Origin of the sequence: Clostridium gasigenes (assembly GCF_900104115.1) — a bacterium.
GTDB lineage: Bacteria > Bacillota > Clostridia > Clostridiales > Clostridiaceae > Clostridium > Clostridium gasigenes.
Window position 1 is genome coordinate 1 of record NZ_FNJM01000021.1, and the last position, 15897, is coordinate 15897.

Genomic DNA, 15897 nt, shown 5'->3' on the forward strand with positions numbered 1-15897 from the left:
GTTTCGGATCATAATCCTTAAGTTCCATATTGCTATTATACTTCTTAATCCATCTTTGTAGAATACTAGTGCTACGAATTTCATACTTAGTGCAAATATCTTCTTGAGATAACTTTCCATAAAAATATTCCTCAATTGCTTTAAGTTTTAATGCTGAAGAATAAGATTTATTATGTGGTTTATGATAAAACACTGATTCTCCGAATTCTTGATATTTCTTAGCCCAGTTACGTATGATACCGCCTCTATTGCAACTATAACGAATCCCTAATTCTGTACATATTTGATAGATGCCCTTGATACCCGATAGATAATCCTCAACTGCTTGAATTTTATCTTCGGGAGTATACTTATATTTTCGTCCCATAAAAAATACCTCCAAAGTAGATTTTGGTTATTTACCATGTCTACTTTGGAGGTATCATATCAATTATTGCAACACCTTTGTTTGTATATATTCTCCCTTTGCAGACAATTAAATAGTTCCATATCTATCTTATTTCTTAACTTTATCATTATACGCTCATTTTCTAATTCATTGCTATATACCATATACTAAATTTTTATAATATCTTTTTACATGGTTTCGCATTCAAGCCAGTCTATTTCTTTTTCATTACACTTATAGCATTTGGTCGAGAATAATGTTTTATTTACTTATTTCCCATAACATTAGAGATTCTTTTATAAAGACATCTATATCCCATTCTTTTGAAGAATTAATTTTGCTATTAGGATCATTTATTTTTATCTTTCCTTCATCTGTAATACCAGTTAATACTAAAAAATGTCCACTTCCTGTAAATGTTCCAGGCCCTACTGATGTTATTATAGGGTTTCCATTTTCAAGTGATGATATAATAGTATTCTCATTTAGAGGTATAGCCGTGCTCTTTAATCCATACTTCTTCGTCGCTGCATTTACTAGTTCCCAACTAGACCCAATTCCATCTACATAAAAATTGTTTTCCTCTGCATATTTTGCAATAACATTAGGTGTAACTGATTTATCATTATTAAGTGAATAAATCACCATTGCTAATGCTGTAGGCGCACACCCCGTCAAAGCCATAAAATCATCGCCATATTTTTTATATCCCCAATGCTCGTCCCATTGAATAAATAGTTGAATTCCATTTTTTTCTTTTTTAAAATCATTTGGATTTATTTTATAATCTTTATCTTTGTTCTTTGGATAGTTTAATACAAAATCAATTGTCTCTTCATATTTTCTTGCTAATTCAATTAAAGACTCTGGATACTCTCCACTGTTTTGCACGATCATATCCATCTTAGATATGTTATTCTCTTTATCTTTTTGTTTACTATTTTCAGATACTAATACTTTAGGTGAATCGTCATCTGAAAATGTTATATTCTTAAGTTTTACAACTATAATTATTAGTATTAAGCATATTGTAGCTAATATCAACCTTGCTCTTCTAATTTCTTTTCTTCTTTTTTTACTAATTTTTCTTTTCTTATTAATTTTATTCCCTTTATTTTTCACCGCTAACACCAACCTCTATATTTAGTCTAATATTAAACTCATTATCATTTGTACATGAATATATAATTACAGTATATCATTAAACTGTTACATCACTGTTACAAAAATTATGTTTACTTAATTTAAATTTTCCCACTTTTCAAACTGAAAACGCACATTATGATTACATTCATGAGCTAAAGCTACTTTAATCCTACTAATTGTATATTCATTTGGAACAAGTGATTCCTTCCTTTAATATGTCTTTATAAGCAAAAAAACACCATAAAATAATTATAGTATTTTAGATTGCTTGTACCTGTTCAAAAGCTGGACCGCCTAGATCCTAGCACCTCTAAATTTCACCATGAGTTATATTTTTAACTATATGTCTTCCGTCAATAACTTTATATTCACTAGGATATTCCACGGCTTCAAAAGGAATTGGAGTATTATTAATTCTATTTTGTTCTGCTAAATATCTTATATGAACATCTTCAAATTTTTCACCTTTACTAAGCCAAAAATAATCTTCAAGACACATAGCTCTTGTCCTTCTACAAATCTCCCAAAAATCATAATCTATTATACCCATAGCATTTAGTATCTCCTCTATATTTGCTCTTTCCTTTGGAACAACCCTATCTTCAAGCCAAAATACAATATCATCATGAGTAGGCTTATATGTAAGATTCCAATTTTCATAACTATACATACCAACAGGTAAATATCCTCGATCTACAATATTATCAAATTTGCTAAAGCTAAAAACCTTAGTGTTTGTATCATATTTAAGAATTCCAACTGGAATATCTTTGCACATAAGTGTGTGTTTATCTATCATATAATCCCCTTTTCTACTAGGTATTTATATCTTTTTTGTAATAAATACTTAATACATTCTACTCTATAATCTGATAAATAATCTTTATATTTATCAACAACCTCAAATAATTCTGAAAGCGGAACTCTTTGCAACCTAACATCACCTATTAGTTCTAATTGTTTATAGTGAGATTGTGCAAATGGCTTACATTCATCAATCATTTCCCAAGTTTCTTTATCATCTTGTAAAAGTTCAAAGTCTTGAATGTCAGAATATAAAGCTAACCCAGATCATATAAAGGCGAAAATTTTAATATTTCTCCACCTTTACTTACAACACTAAAATTTCTTAAATGTCTATCTATGTTGTTTATTAAAAAATCCATAATAATCATTTTATCTAAATCTAATTTACAATTTGGAATCATTGAAATAACTTTCTCATATAAATTATCTCTACTTGCACTACCAAGTAAACTTCTAATGCTCATAAGAAATTCATCTTCATTTAGAAAATCAACTGAAACACTTACTGTTACTTTCTCTTCTAAATTAGGTAATATCATTTCACTTAAAGTATTTTTAGCACATCCTATATTAAATTTTTCAATTATTTCACTTGCTATTACTTCACTTATAGGCTCTAAAACAGAAAATTTATTTTTAACCTTACTCCCTGTTTTTATAAATACCTTTTTTTCATCAATGTTACCAATACATTTATATAACATACCTTTAGATGTACTAGTTAAACTTAGCTCTCTTAAGTTATCTATTCCCATAAAAAATCACCTCTATCTCTTTATTATCTTTTCTCTATCTCTTTCCAATAAAGTCATAAACTCCACATATCTATTATTATATCCAATTTAGATATATTAAACAACATAATGAAGCGTGCCTTTATTAGCACGCTTCATTTGATATTTAATCATCATTTAGAATATTACTGTATCAACAACCTTGAGTATTTAGTTTTTTTATACTTTTCAATAAAATGTTTTACTTATTAGCTTTCCTAAAGCTGATTATTCACTCCAAAAATCTTCTATTACCTTCGTAATCTCACTTGCCGGTGTTACTGTAGCTTCTTCAATTGATTTTCCTGTCTTTTTTAAATAATGCTTAATCATATAATAACCACAAGCATACCCTGCACAATATGGAAGTCCTATTGGAAAATAACCTTGCATCTCTGCCATTTCGTCACCATAAAGATAAGCTGTGATATTATCCATTCCAGTGACATTTAATCCATCTTTAATAATTGGCTTAATATAATCATTAAGTGTTTCCTTATCTGTTTTACTTACCCAAGGTCCAACCATATCCTCACCAAACATTGATGTGGCAAAGTTTTCAGCAATACCTTCATGAATCATCATTTCTGCTAGTGTAATATCATTTTTCCACTTTTCAAACTAAAACCGCACATTATGATTGCATTCATGAGCTAAAGCTACTTTAATCCTACTAACTGTATATTCATTTGGAACAAGTGATGCAAAGATATAACCTGGGATACCTTCTTCACCAGAGTAACCATCACACATTAACATATATGGACTTTTTGGGTTACCCAGTACAATAGAAAACATATACTCTTTTACAGGTAATTCATACCCTGCTTTTGTAAAACACTCCAAGGAATTCTGAATAGTTTTTTCACAAGTTTTCCATAAATTTTCGTTTGAAATTAAATCTATATTTTCCTTTTTTTTTATTTACCTCTGATGGTGCTAAATACCCAAGCATATTGCTTGCCATAACTACATCATAACCACCCTTCTGTGGAGATTTAAGAGGGACGTTATAACAAGACCACTTAAATTCAAAAGGCTTCATTATTTCGTAACGATAAATATCATCTCGCTTTTCCTTTGGTGCATTCATCATTTTTTTGTAAATTGTATCTGATCGTATTAGTTTAATATTCATATAATCAGCTCATATATATATATCAATATACAGGATGCCGTAACGTGATAGTCAATAGTTTTTACAAAATTAAAAACCCTTCTATTATATCCTTTTGTGGAAAGAAAATTGTTGGTATATTTCCTAAAATATAATAAAGTGATAATTTAAAGATATTAAAATGATACCCTAAAGATAATTGTTCATTTTTTAAAGTGGCTATTGCATTTTATTTTGCAATAGCCACTTTATCTATATACCAAATAATTGATTACTTCCATTCGCAACTATTCTCTATTGGCAATCTCTATCTTCCCCTTATATATTTTGAGTAGTCATTCTCGTCTACACTAAATTGATATTGGTGCTTATACATCTTCTAAAAACTCTTCAATAACAACTTTAGCCTAAATAAAAAAACTGCAATAAAGTTTTTAGCTCTATTACAGTTTCATCGCTCAAATTATTTTATTTAAACATCACTTGTCCCTGGAAAATTCTGATTCCCACCGGGGAATTTTTGAGTCGTCAGCTTGTCTGACACGAAATTGCTACTGCTTCTTTTGTTCTTGTTGAAGCTCTTGCTGAGCGTCTGCAATAATACTTATGCGGATATAACTTCACTAACTTTCCCAAATTACTAATAATGAACAATTCCAACTTCTTATAATATTCTACGCCAATTGGAGTGGAATCAATTGAAATAAATGCATCTACCAAATCAGGATATCTACGAATAAATTCTTGCACTATATAACCGCCAGCTGATTGTCCTGCCATAATAGAATGCGTAATTTTCTCATTATCCAGTATTTTTTTCATATCTTCTGCTGCATTAGTAAAAGAGAAATTATCATAAGGCCTAGAATCTCCGTGTAATGGCATATCCCATACAATTACAGTATACTCTTTACTCCAAAATTCAATTTGCATATCAAATAATGTATGATCTGCCGTCAACCCATGAGTAAATGTAATACATTTATTACTTTTATTTTTACAAATCCAATAATATACATCCCCACGTTCTGTACTCATTACCTTTTTATCCATTCTAACATCCCCGTCATATATCATTAATTTAAAATTAATACATTTTAATGATAAAATATTATATCATTAAAAGATGATATTTAGAATAAAACTATTTAAACGGTCTACTCCATAGGGTACATTTTAACATTTTGGGTAAATGCTGTTGTGGATTTTATGACTATATATAACTATTTCATTGATTCTAGAACACTTTCAACAAGGTTATCCATATCCGGAACATTATCTTCATTCATTGAAGACATAAGTGTAACCTTATCTTCTAGAATTGTCATTTCTCTCATATCTTCTAAGAACTCACGCATCAAGCTTCCAGATTTACATGCCCATGAGCCATTTTCTAGAATTGCAAAAGTTCTCTTTTGAAGGTTAAGTGCCTTCATATCCATTAGGTAATTATGCATAAGTGGATAAATACCAAGATTGTATGTCACTGATGCTAAAACAACATGACTTACTCTGAATGTTTCAGAAATCAACTTAGATACATGTGTGTTTGAAACATCATACATAACTACATTTTTCATACCTTTTTCTACAAACTTAGTAGCTAAAGCACTAGCTGCACTTTCTGTATTTCCATACATTGAAGCATAAACAATCATTACTGCTTTTTCTTCTGGTTCATACCTACTCCATTTATCATACTTATCTATAAAGTATCCAAGGTCTGTACGCCAAACTGGTCCATGTAGTGGACAAATCATTTTAATGTCAATTCCACCAGCTTTCTTTAACAAGGCTTGAACGTGAGGCCCATATTTGCCAACTATATTTGTATAGTATCTTCTAGCATCATCAATCCACTCACCCTTAAAATCAACTTCATCATTAAATAGTTTTCCATCTAATGCACCAAATGATCCGAAGGCATCAGCTGAAAAAAGAACACCATTTGTAGTATCAAATGTAACCATAGCTTCTGGCCAATGTACCATTGGTGCAGCTACAAATGTTACTACATGCTTTCCAAAAGATTTTATATCCCCTTCTATAACTTCTTCCATTTTGCCATCAATATTAAATCCAAATTGTCTCATTAATAAAAATGCTTTTTCTGTACTTATAATTTTAACATCTGGATAACGTAATAATATTTCCTCAACAGAAGCTCCATGATCTGGCTCCATATGATTTATTACTAAATAATCTAGTGTTCTACCAGCTAAAACATGTTGTATATTTTCTAAAAACTGTCTGCCAATTGACCAATCTACAGTATCAAATAGTACTGTTTTTTCATCTAATAACAAATATGAGTTATATGAAACACCTCTTGGAATTGGATGAATATTTTCAAAAAGAGCTAACCGCTTGTCATTACCGCCTACCCAATACAGATCCTCCGTTACTTCTCTAACACAAAACATAATTTAATCCCCCTTTTTTTACTATACAATATTTTTAATTTCTTGTTATAAATTTTAAGCCTCTATAAACTTATCTTTTTCTTCACCACAGTCTGGACATATCCATTCTTCTGGAATAGCTTCAAATAAAGTTTCAGGTAATACTTCGCTGTCCTCATCACCTATAGCTGGGTCATATTCATAGCCACATCCATTACAAACATATCTCTTCCAAGTAGGAACAACCTTTGGAGGAGGAGATTTCTTCATCTTTTTCATTGGAGGCGCTTCAGTTTTAGGCTCTCCATTATCTAAAGCTGCTGTTAATAGTGGCATTATTTCTAAAATATCTCCCACAATACCATAATCAGCATTTTTAAATATAGCTGCATTAGCATTAGTGTTTATAGCAACTATTGTAGTAGCATCTTTTATGCCCTTTAAATGTTGACCAGCACCAGATATACCACAAGCAATGTAAAGATTCCCATTAAATTTCTGACCTGACATTCCCACATAACGATTAAGTGGTAAATATCTTAAAGTTTCAGCTACAGGACGAGATGACCCAAGAGCCGCCCCTGCTTGAATAGCCAAAGCTTTAGCAAGTTCCATATTTTCCTGTGCTCCAATACCCTTACCAACACTAACTACACGTTCAGCCTTAGATATTGGAGTATTTATATCAATTCCAACAGTGAAATCATAATTATCTGCTTTTAATGCTTCTACTAACTTTGTAACTCTTTCCTCTGCTGTACCTTCTTTCAGAATCATCTTTTTTCTAACACCTGTTTCTGCACCTTTTTTCTTAGCAACTGGAATATTGCTTTTTGGCATTCTACCTATTATATGTGAAGCAATTACTACTCTTTGGATTTCATTTGTTCCTTCATAAATAGTACAAATTTTAGCATCACGATAAGCTCGTTCTACATCCATACCTTTAAGATAACCAGATCCTCCAAAGATTTGAAGAGCATCATTTACAACTTCTAAACATATATCAGAAGCATACATTTTTGCCATAGCCGCTTCTTTCGCATAAGGCTCATGATTTTCTTTAAGCTCAGCTGCACTATAAATTAATAGTCTTGCCGCAGCTAACTTTGTTGCCATATCAGCTAGCTTAAATGAAATACTTTGTTGCTGACATATAGGTTGTCCGAATTGTATTCTTTCTTTTGAATATTCTAAAGCACTTTCATAAGCACCTTGTGCAATACCTAATGCTTGAGATGCAATACCAATACGACCTCCATCTAAAGTTGCCATAGCTATTTTAAATCCTTGTCCTTCTTTTCCTAATAAATTCTCTTTAGGAACCTTAACATCATTAAATATTAATTCTGCAGTTGCAGAAGATCTAATTCCTAACTTCTCATAATGTTCACCAAAAGTAAATCCTTCCCATCCTTTTTCAATAATGAAAGCACTTATTCCACGAACGCCTATATCTGGTGTAGTTACAGCAAATACAACATATACATCAGCTTCATCTGCATTAGTTATAAATATCTTTGCACCATTTAAAATATAGTAATCACCATCTAGTACTGCAGTAGTTTCAGTACCACCAGCATCACTACCAGCATTTTGCTCTGTTAACCCAAAAGCACCAAGCTTTTCACCCTTTGCCATTGGAATCATATATTTTTGTTTTTGTTCTTCTGTTCCATATGCAGCTATTGGATAAGTCCCTAGAGAAACATGGGCAGATAAAATTACACCTGTACCACCATCTACTCTAGAAAGTTCTTCAACAGCAATTGCATAACTAAGTACATCTAAACCAATTCCACCATACTTTTTAGGATAAGGAGTCCCTAAAACACCCATTTCTCCTAATTTTTCTATGGCCTCTTTTGGAAATTTACTTTCCTTATCTAACATAAATGCTATGGGTTTTACCTCTGATTCTGCAAACTCTCTGATTTTCCTACGAAAAACTTCGTGTTGTTCACTTGTCTTATACATAAACTTACCTCCTTTTATTTCGGGTTGTATTTAAATTTTTATAAATTCTATTATTAAAAATCCATAGAAAATATACACTTTAAAATTTTAGAAATATACTAATCCTAATAATTCACGTCAAACCCTCAAGCTGCTTATATCATTCCCAAATCAACAATAACGTTTATAAGATATTTTATTTCTTTTAATAACCATTATTATAAAACACTCTATTTCTTTTGTCAATTATTTCCTCTGATATTTTTACAATTATTTTCGGTCTAAATTCCAATAAATTTTATAACTAATATGATTTCATTTCAGTATATAGAACCTCTATTTCCGTTATTCATTTTACACAACTCCTTCAACTTCTTTAATCTAAAAACACAAATAAACTATCTCTAACAAAAAAATCCACAACAAATTTAATTGTTGTGGATTCCATGGCGGTGTCAAAGAATTCTACTTAACACCACATATAAAATAAGATAATTTTTATATTTTATTTTATGCTTTTTGATTTTCTTTTTACAATCAATACAATTCCTGCTGCTAGCACTACTACCCCTATAGCTATTAGTGCATTGCTATTTACTCCACCTGTTTTAGGTATATTACCTTTACTTGCTGCCTCTTTACTATTGCTTGTATTATTTGCATTTAATACTTTTTCTGTTTCTGCATTCTTTTTATCATCTGAAACTTCCCCACCTAAATTTTCTACTTGCTTTGATGTTGAAGCCGGTGTTTTTGTTGGGTTTTTAGTATCTGCTTCTGGTAGCTTTATTGTGAATTTCCTTGTTACTTCTGTAACATTTCCTGCTTCATCCTTAGCTACTACTTTTACTACATATTCTCCATTTTCTTTTATCGCTTGTCCATCATATGGCTTGTCATTAACTGTTACAGATACATTAGCATCTTTATCACTATTTACAACTGGTTTAACCTCTTTATTATAAGTCATTCCATCAATTGCATCATCTAAAGAAACAGCTGGAGCTGTTTTATCTATATCAAATTTCATGGTTTTTTCTGTGATATTTCCTGCCTTATCTGCTGTTTTAACAACTAATTCGTAATTACCTTCTTCTACAATCATTTCTCCATTGTAGTCTTTTCCATTTAATTTCATAGAAGTTGTTGCCCCTTCTTCTATTTCAAATTTAGGTGTTACTTCTTTGTTGTATTTTTTACCATCTTCAATGTTTCCTATATTTATTGTTGGTGCTGTTTTATCAATAGTGAAATTTAATTTAATATCTCTAGTTAGACCATTAGCATTTACTGCTTTTGCTACTAATTCATAATTTCCTTCTTCCACTATTTCTTCGCCATTATATTTAGCGCCATTTAATGTCATTTCTAATTTTGCTAATTCTGTTTTCACTGTAATATTTGGTTTTATATTTTTATTGTAAATTGCACCATTTTCTACTCCATAAACATTTATTTCTGGTATTGTTTTATCAACTTTAACCTTTAATTGTTTAAGAGTTTCATGACCTACTGAATCCACTGCTTTTAATGTTATTATATCTCCATCAGCAACTGGTATATCATAGCTAAATTCTCTCTTAGTATATTGTTCGGCATATTTTCCATCTGAAGAAATATTCAACTTATTTTCTCCATTTACAAATAAGTTATATCCCATAAGATTATCACTAACTGTTCCTTTAAGTGTAACAACGTCTTTAGCTGTTACTACTAATCCTTCATGATTACTTACTGGTTCAGTAATATTCAACACTGGAGCTTGTGTATCACAGAATATTCTATAAGCATCATTTCTTATTACTTTTCCCTCTTTATCTTTTGCAAAAAGATTTATTGTATTTAATCCATCAGTTAAAGCAATTGTTTTACTAAACTTTCCATTTTCCATTTTATCTGGAGCTTCACCACGGACTAATATTGTATCTACATCTCCTGAGTATGTTCCATTAACTACAAGTTTATTATCAGTTACTGTTGCACCCTCTTCAAAGTCTGTAAATTTAACCTGAGTTTCAACCTTCCCTACTGAAACTTTAAAATTAGTATCTTTTAAATTATATGCATTATCTAAAGTTGCTACTTTAATTTCATTTGCTGAATCATTATTTAATTTTAAATCTGCTGTTAAAGTATCTCCTTTTACAGTAAATCCTTCTACCTTTTCCCCATTTACAGATAATCCTACATTATTTACTAATCCTTTTTCATACTCACCATTAAAACTAACTTGTAATTTATAATCTGGTGCATCTGATTTATCTGCTGAAATTAATTTTGTTTCTATACCTTCTGTATCAACTTTTACTGGAACAATATAATCTTGGTATTTAGCTCCGTCGCCATCCACCTTAGATTTATAATTTAAATAATATTGTCCATCTTTAACTTTTTCATTTTTCCCTGTTGCTTTATTATAAGCAGTTCCATCCCAAGCTAATGATTTATATGCACTTGCTTCTTTACCAGTTTTACTTTCAACTATTTTTTTAGTAACATCTTGTTCCTTGCTAATGTTTTCTGCAATTACATTTTTATTTTCATCTAAAACATCAACTTGTATTTCTTTTGCATTTCTAAGCATGTATAAAGTTGGTATAATTTTATCACCAAGTTCATCACTATTTGGAGATATTGCTATTTTGTTTGGATCTATTACTATATCATCATTTGCATCTCTTCCGTTAAATCCCAAATAATTAAGCTTACCTAAAACTTCAGCTACTGTATAACTTGGAAGTATACGAATATCATCTTTTTCCCAAACTGGCGCATCTATAATTTTTTGATTATCCCATTCACCATAAAAGCCCATATAAGGAACAACTAAACTTGGCGTATCTTGATTTTCTGCAATAAACTTTATAAATCCTTCAACAAAATTATCTTTTACAGAGTCTTCTTTAACATTTAGAGTTACTTTAATTGTAGTTTCCCCATTTGCTGGTACAGTTACTTTGTCTTTATCAATATTAATACTTGCACCATTTAAAGTAGTATCAAATGGCATAGCATTTAAAGATTTTTCATTTGCCATAGATGGTGTAAAAGCAGTTAATACTTCACCTAAAGATTCAACTTTATAACTTTCTTCCTTATCTGAATAATTTTTTAACTTTATTTCAAATTCTGTAACTTCATCTATTTCTTTTAAAGATACAGTAGCTTGTCCATCTTTTCCGAAGGCTACTACTCTATTATTTATTACTTCCTTTGTTTGAATAATACCTGAGCCTTGTCTTCTTGGAGAAAATGGTACTTTTTCACCCAATTTATTTGTTTCTTCTATTGTTTTAGCAGTATTTATTATTGATTTTTTAACAAATTCAACAAATTCTCTCCCTTTAAGATTAATTCCCTTTGCCTTTAAGCCTTGAATAATTAAAGCTGTAGCTCCTGCAACATGAGGTGACGCCATTGATGTTCCACTCATATTTCCATATCTATTATCATTTAAAGTTGAAAAAATATTTCCTCCAGGTCCTGTAATATGAGGTGCGAATTCAAGATTTGGAGCTGGTCCCCAAGATGTAAAATTTGACATCATTTCAGTTTCTGGATTAGCCTTGGTAACTTTATAATTTCCAAAAGATATTTTTACACCCTTTGCTATTCCCCCACTTAATTTCAAGCCATCCTCTTGTGAAATGAAAAGAGAAGGAATTTTTATACTCTCATCTGATTGCATGCTAATATATCCACCAACAGCATTATTGTAAATAATAACGCCTTTAGCTCCTGCTTTTTGTGCATTTATTTGTTTATCTACAAAAGATATTTCACCTCTACTAACTAATACAATCTTTTCCTTTAAATCTTTTCCTTTAAAATCATTTTCTGTACCTTTACCACACTCTACTAGTTCTAATTCTTCTCCATCTGTAAATGTATCCCTAGGATTCACTTTACATAGAGTATATCCTGCTAAATTATTTTCTCCATTCAAATTTATGTTAAATGCATGTAGTGGTATAGTTGTATTTTCAGAACTTGCTACTTGAAGTGCATCTGATGCAAGTCCTGGCGTTCCTACTGTTGCTATATCACTAAAGTCTTCATATATTGTTGGGCTTGTTGATGCTGCTGAATTTCCTGCTGATACTACACAAATAACTCCATCATCTGTAGCATTTTTTATTGCAGCTTGTTCTGGATTTTCTGAATCTCTAAAGCCTGCTGGTGCACCTAATGACATATTTATTACATCTGCCTTTTGTTCTACTGATTCTTCAATAGCTGCAATAATATCATCTGAATATGCAGTTTCAATTTCTGGATTGTTAGTAAATACTTTCATTGCAAGCACTTGAGCTTCTGGTGCAACCCCTTGAATACCTGTATCTGATTTCACATCTGCTTCTGTTGCATTTGCTGCAATTATTCCAGCTACATGCATACCATGCATACTTCCTTTATCAATTACTTCATCATTTTCATCTGCAAAGTTATATCCATATGGTACTTTATCGTTATAATATTTTCCTTTACCATCTCTTAAATTATCCTTGTTTAATTTTGCCTTTGATGGATCTGTTAGTCTCATATCCTTATGTGTATAGTCTACACCAGAATCTATAACCGAAACTACTAACCCCTCTCCTTTATATCCATAATCTTTCCAAACATCTAAACTTTGAGTTAACTCCTTTGCTGTTGACATATCTAAATAGTACTTGTTAACTTCTTTAACATTTTGCACACCATCAACAGTTTTTATTTCATCAATTTCTTTTCTTTTAACTTCCATAGAAAATCCATTAATTAAATTTCCATAAGTATGCCTTACTTCTTCCCCAGTTTTTTCTTCAACATCCTCTTGTATAGGTTTTTGATCATCCTTAACTTCTTGAATTTGTTCTTTTGTAGGCTGCTCACCATCTTCTAATTTTAATGTTGCTGGTTTTTCCTTTAATTCTACAATAACCCTTACTCGTTCTTCAGGATTACCACTTTCTTTCAAAGATAAATTTTCAATATCTTCTTCTTTCAATTGCTTAATATTTGAAAATTTATCCCCTTCATTAATTTCTGATTTTAGATTTTGTAATAATTCCGTTCTAAGAAAATTTTCCTTTTCCCCAGTTTCCTTAGCTGATACTACTAAGCTACTGCAATTAACAACAAACATAGTTGTAACTGCTATTGCAATAACCTTTTTCTTTACCTTTTTCATTTTTTAGCCCCCCTATTAAATGTTAAAAGCGATATTCCCATTTAATTCACTTTTAGCAATTATATACCATTACCTTTTCTTTTTAAATACCTTTTTGCTATTTTCTTTATATATTTCTTAAATAATCTATCTTTTTATTAAATATATGGCATTTTACTTTTTGAAATCCATTACATATATTCAAGAAAAATTTAATCTATTTATACCTTTAACGAAACTAATCTGCAAATGAAATACCTATTTTTTTTGCAATTTGAACTAGTTCACCATCTAGATCTACTAATTTTGATTTTTATCCAATAACATTTTCTAAACTATCGCTTGTAGCAAATTCTGAAAACATAGTTTCCAAAATAAGCACCTCCAAGGAACAATTTTTTAACACACTAAAAAAGCATAATCCCAATACTTCATAAGTATTGAAATTATGCTTTTTAACTTTCAAATGCTAAAGGTCACTTTTTCACTGGCCTCATTTATCACTTTTTAACAAACTCAGATTATAATTCCATAGCTCCAAATCCATCAATTTTGCATTAAAATTTGTTCTACACTTCAAATCCGGTTCTATCCTCTTCTGTAATTTCTCGAATTACTCTACATGGTACCCCAGCTGCAATTACATTTGAAGGGATATTTTTTGTAATAACACTACCAGACCCTATAATTGTATTATCTCCAATAGTAACCCCTTGATTTATATGAACGCCTGCTCCAATCCATACGTTATTGCCTATCTTTACAGGTTTTGCATAACAGCCTCCCGCTACTCGTTCTTTTGCATCTGTTGCATGATTAGAAGTATAAATCCCAACCCGTGGCCCAAACAAAACATTATTTCCTATGTCTATCCCTCCACCATCTAACATTACGCAATCGAAATTGGCATAAAAGTTATCTCCTATTGTAACATTAAAACCAAATTCGCATCGAAAAGTTGGTTCAAAATGAACTCCTTTCCCGATACTTTTCAGTAGCCCTTTTAATATTTCTTCTCTTTCATAGTTAGGTCTACCAAAGCTATTATTATATTCGTTTGTAAGAAATATCGTATTTTCTCTTGCTTGAATTAGTTCTTGTGTTAAATCATTATACATTTTACCCACTAAAATCAATTGTTTTTGTTCTTCTAAATTCATAAAATACCCTCCATACCTACTGTAATATCTTTTAATAATAGATTATATAAATAATCTTTATTAAACTATATCATATTGTTTATATTTAATTCTATATTCAGAAGGTGTACAATTCATGTATTTTTTAAATATTTTTCCAAAATAGCTTGTTCCATTAAAGCCTACATCAAAAGCGATATTAGAAATAGACTCTTTGCTTTTCAAAAGTTCTCTTGATGCTTTTGAAATTCTATATTCCATTAAGTATTCAAAAGGTGTCACTTTTAAAATCCTCTTAAAACTTCGACAGCATTCACTTTTACTAATATTTACCGACATCGCAATATTATCCAATAAAATATTCTCTGCATAATATTTGTGTATATACTGTAGTGCTGATTTTACACGTTCTTCATCATGTGAAACTACAGATACAGAGTCCTTAACTTCTTCTTTCACTTCTCGCAATAAATTTAGCCAAAGGCTACTCAGACAATTCCTCATTTCCAGTTCGTACCCATAGGCTTTTTGATTAGACAATATAAAGATTTCTTTTAAATACTTTAAGATATTTTTTTGCCATTGAATATCCGGTTTTAAATATATAAATCTCAAATTACTACTTTTCAAGATTGGATTTATATACTTTTTTTCAATACGTGACTGTTGAGTACCGCCTATTAAAATTGGGTCAAAGACAATGGAAAACATCATGCAATTATTATTGTTATATGGCTTAATTTGATGCAGAACATTTGAATTAATCATAATTCCTTCGCCTGGCTCTAATATTATTTTTTGACCTTCAATAAAAAAGCATACCTTTTCACAAAGTGAATATGAAAACTGTAATTCGTTATGCCAATGCAATCTGATATGTCCATCTTCAAACAGATTAAAATTATCCGTATATATTGCTATTGGTAAATCATACGAACCGTGCTTTGTTGTCTCTTGTAAATTGTCATCTACTTCTATTTTTGCTACCTGCATTTTTATCATCTCGCTAATATAGTT

11 protein-coding genes and 3 pseudogenes are annotated in these 15897 nt (G+C 30.5%); all 14 read right to left on the reverse strand.

The window, feature by feature from the left end; all coding sequences use genetic code 11:
• A pseudogene (locus tag BLS77_RS18250) lies at positions 1–367 on the reverse strand (helix-turn-helix domain-containing protein); the annotation flags it as partial.
• Between the two features lie 282 nt (positions 368–649).
• Complete coding sequence (locus BLS77_RS18255) at positions 650–1510, reverse strand: C39 family peptidase (protein WP_089973397.1); 861 nt, start codon at positions 1508–1510, stop codon at positions 650–652.
• A 117-nt stretch (positions 1511–1627) separates the two neighbouring features.
• A pseudogene (locus tag BLS77_RS18260) lies at positions 1628–1720 on the reverse strand (DUF2268 domain-containing putative Zn-dependent protease); the annotation flags it as partial.
• Positions 1721–1844: 124 nt separating this feature from the next.
• Positions 1845–2333, reverse strand: a complete 489-nt coding sequence (locus BLS77_RS20410; protein WP_242874023.1) for a hypothetical protein — start codon at positions 2331–2333, stop codon at positions 1845–1847.
• On the reverse strand, positions 2330–2536 hold the full coding sequence (locus BLS77_RS18270) for a hypothetical protein (protein WP_089973399.1): 207 nt from the start codon (positions 2534–2536) through the stop codon (positions 2330–2332). The genes BLS77_RS20410 and BLS77_RS18270 overlap by 4 nt, the downstream gene beginning before the upstream one ends.
• A gap of 59 nt (positions 2537–2595) precedes the next feature.
• The gene (locus BLS77_RS18275; RefSeq protein ID WP_089973401.1) at positions 2596–3096 is read right to left on the reverse strand and encodes a HipA domain-containing protein; all 501 of its coding nucleotides are present in this window, start codon (positions 3094–3096) and stop codon (positions 2596–2598) included.
• A gap of 246 nt (positions 3097–3342) precedes the next feature.
• A pseudogene (locus BLS77_RS18280) lies at positions 3343–3960 on the reverse strand (DUF2268 domain-containing putative Zn-dependent protease).
• Between the two features lie 19 nt (positions 3961–3979).
• Positions 3980–4252, reverse strand: a complete 273-nt coding sequence (locus BLS77_RS20680; protein ID WP_341423497.1) for a hypothetical protein — start codon at positions 4250–4252, stop codon at positions 3980–3982.
• 507 nt (positions 4253–4759) lie between these two features.
• The gene (locus BLS77_RS18285) at positions 4760–5284 is read right to left on the reverse strand and encodes an alpha/beta fold hydrolase (protein ID WP_175490918.1); all 525 of its coding nucleotides are present in this window, start codon (positions 5282–5284) and stop codon (positions 4760–4762) included.
• A 170-nt stretch (positions 5285–5454) separates the two neighbouring features.
• The gene (locus BLS77_RS18290) at positions 5455–6654 is read right to left on the reverse strand and encodes an FprA family A-type flavoprotein (protein WP_089973407.1); all 1200 of its coding nucleotides are present in this window, start codon (positions 6652–6654) and stop codon (positions 5455–5457) included.
• A 54-nt stretch (positions 6655–6708) separates the two neighbouring features.
• Positions 6709–8610, reverse strand: coding sequence for an acyl-CoA dehydrogenase family protein (locus BLS77_RS18295; protein WP_089973410.1), 1902 nt, complete (start codon positions 8608–8610; stop codon positions 6709–6711).
• A gap of 484 nt (positions 8611–9094) precedes the next feature.
• Entirely contained in the window at positions 9095–13762 is a 4668-nt protein-coding gene (locus BLS77_RS20630; RefSeq protein WP_089973412.1) for a S8 family serine peptidase, read from the reverse strand.
• Between the two features lie 548 nt (positions 13763–14310).
• Positions 14311–14901, reverse strand: a complete 591-nt coding sequence (locus BLS77_RS18305) for a sugar O-acetyltransferase (protein WP_089973415.1) — start codon at positions 14899–14901, stop codon at positions 14311–14313.
• A 60-nt stretch (positions 14902–14961) separates the two neighbouring features.
• Entirely contained in the window at positions 14962–15873 is a 912-nt protein-coding gene (locus BLS77_RS18310; RefSeq protein ID WP_089973417.1) for an AraC family transcriptional regulator, read from the reverse strand.
• Between the last annotated feature and the right edge of the window lie 24 nt (positions 15874–15897).

Excerpts from the sequence above, each read along its gene's own strand:
- BLS77_RS20410 (WP_242874023.1), bottom strand. The coding sequence starts at position 2,333 with ATGATAGATAAACACACACTTATGTGCAAAGATATTCCAGTTGGAATT.
- BLS77_RS18270 (WP_089973399.1), bottom strand. The coding sequence starts at position 2,536 with ATGATTGATGAATGTAAGCCATTTGCACAATCTCACTATAAACAATTA.
- BLS77_RS18275 (WP_089973401.1), bottom strand. The coding sequence starts at position 3,096 with ATGGGAATAGATAACTTAAGAGAGCTAAGTTTAACTAGTACATCTAAA.
- BLS77_RS20680 (WP_341423497.1), bottom strand. The coding sequence starts at position 4,252 with ATGAATATTAAACTAATACGATCAGATACAATTTACAAAAAAATGATG.
- BLS77_RS18285 (WP_175490918.1), bottom strand. The coding sequence starts at position 5,284 with ATGGATAAAAAGGTAATGAGTACAGAACGTGGGGATGTATATTATTGG.
- BLS77_RS18290 (WP_089973407.1), bottom strand. The coding sequence starts at position 6,654 with ATGTTTTGTGTTAGAGAAGTAACGGAGGATCTGTATTGGGTAGGCGGT.
- BLS77_RS18295 (WP_089973410.1), bottom strand. The coding sequence starts at position 8,610 with ATGTATAAGACAAGTGAACAACACGAAGTTTTTCGTAGGAAAATCAGA.
- BLS77_RS20630 (WP_089973412.1), bottom strand. The coding sequence starts at position 13,762 with ATGAAAAAGGTAAAGAAAAAGGTTATTGCAATAGCAGTTACAACTATG.
- BLS77_RS18305 (WP_089973415.1), bottom strand. The coding sequence starts at position 14,901 with ATGAATTTAGAAGAACAAAAACAATTGATTTTAGTGGGTAAAATGTAT.
- BLS77_RS18310 (WP_089973417.1), bottom strand. The coding sequence starts at position 15,873 with ATGCAGGTAGCAAAAATAGAAGTAGATGACAATTTACAAGAGACAACA.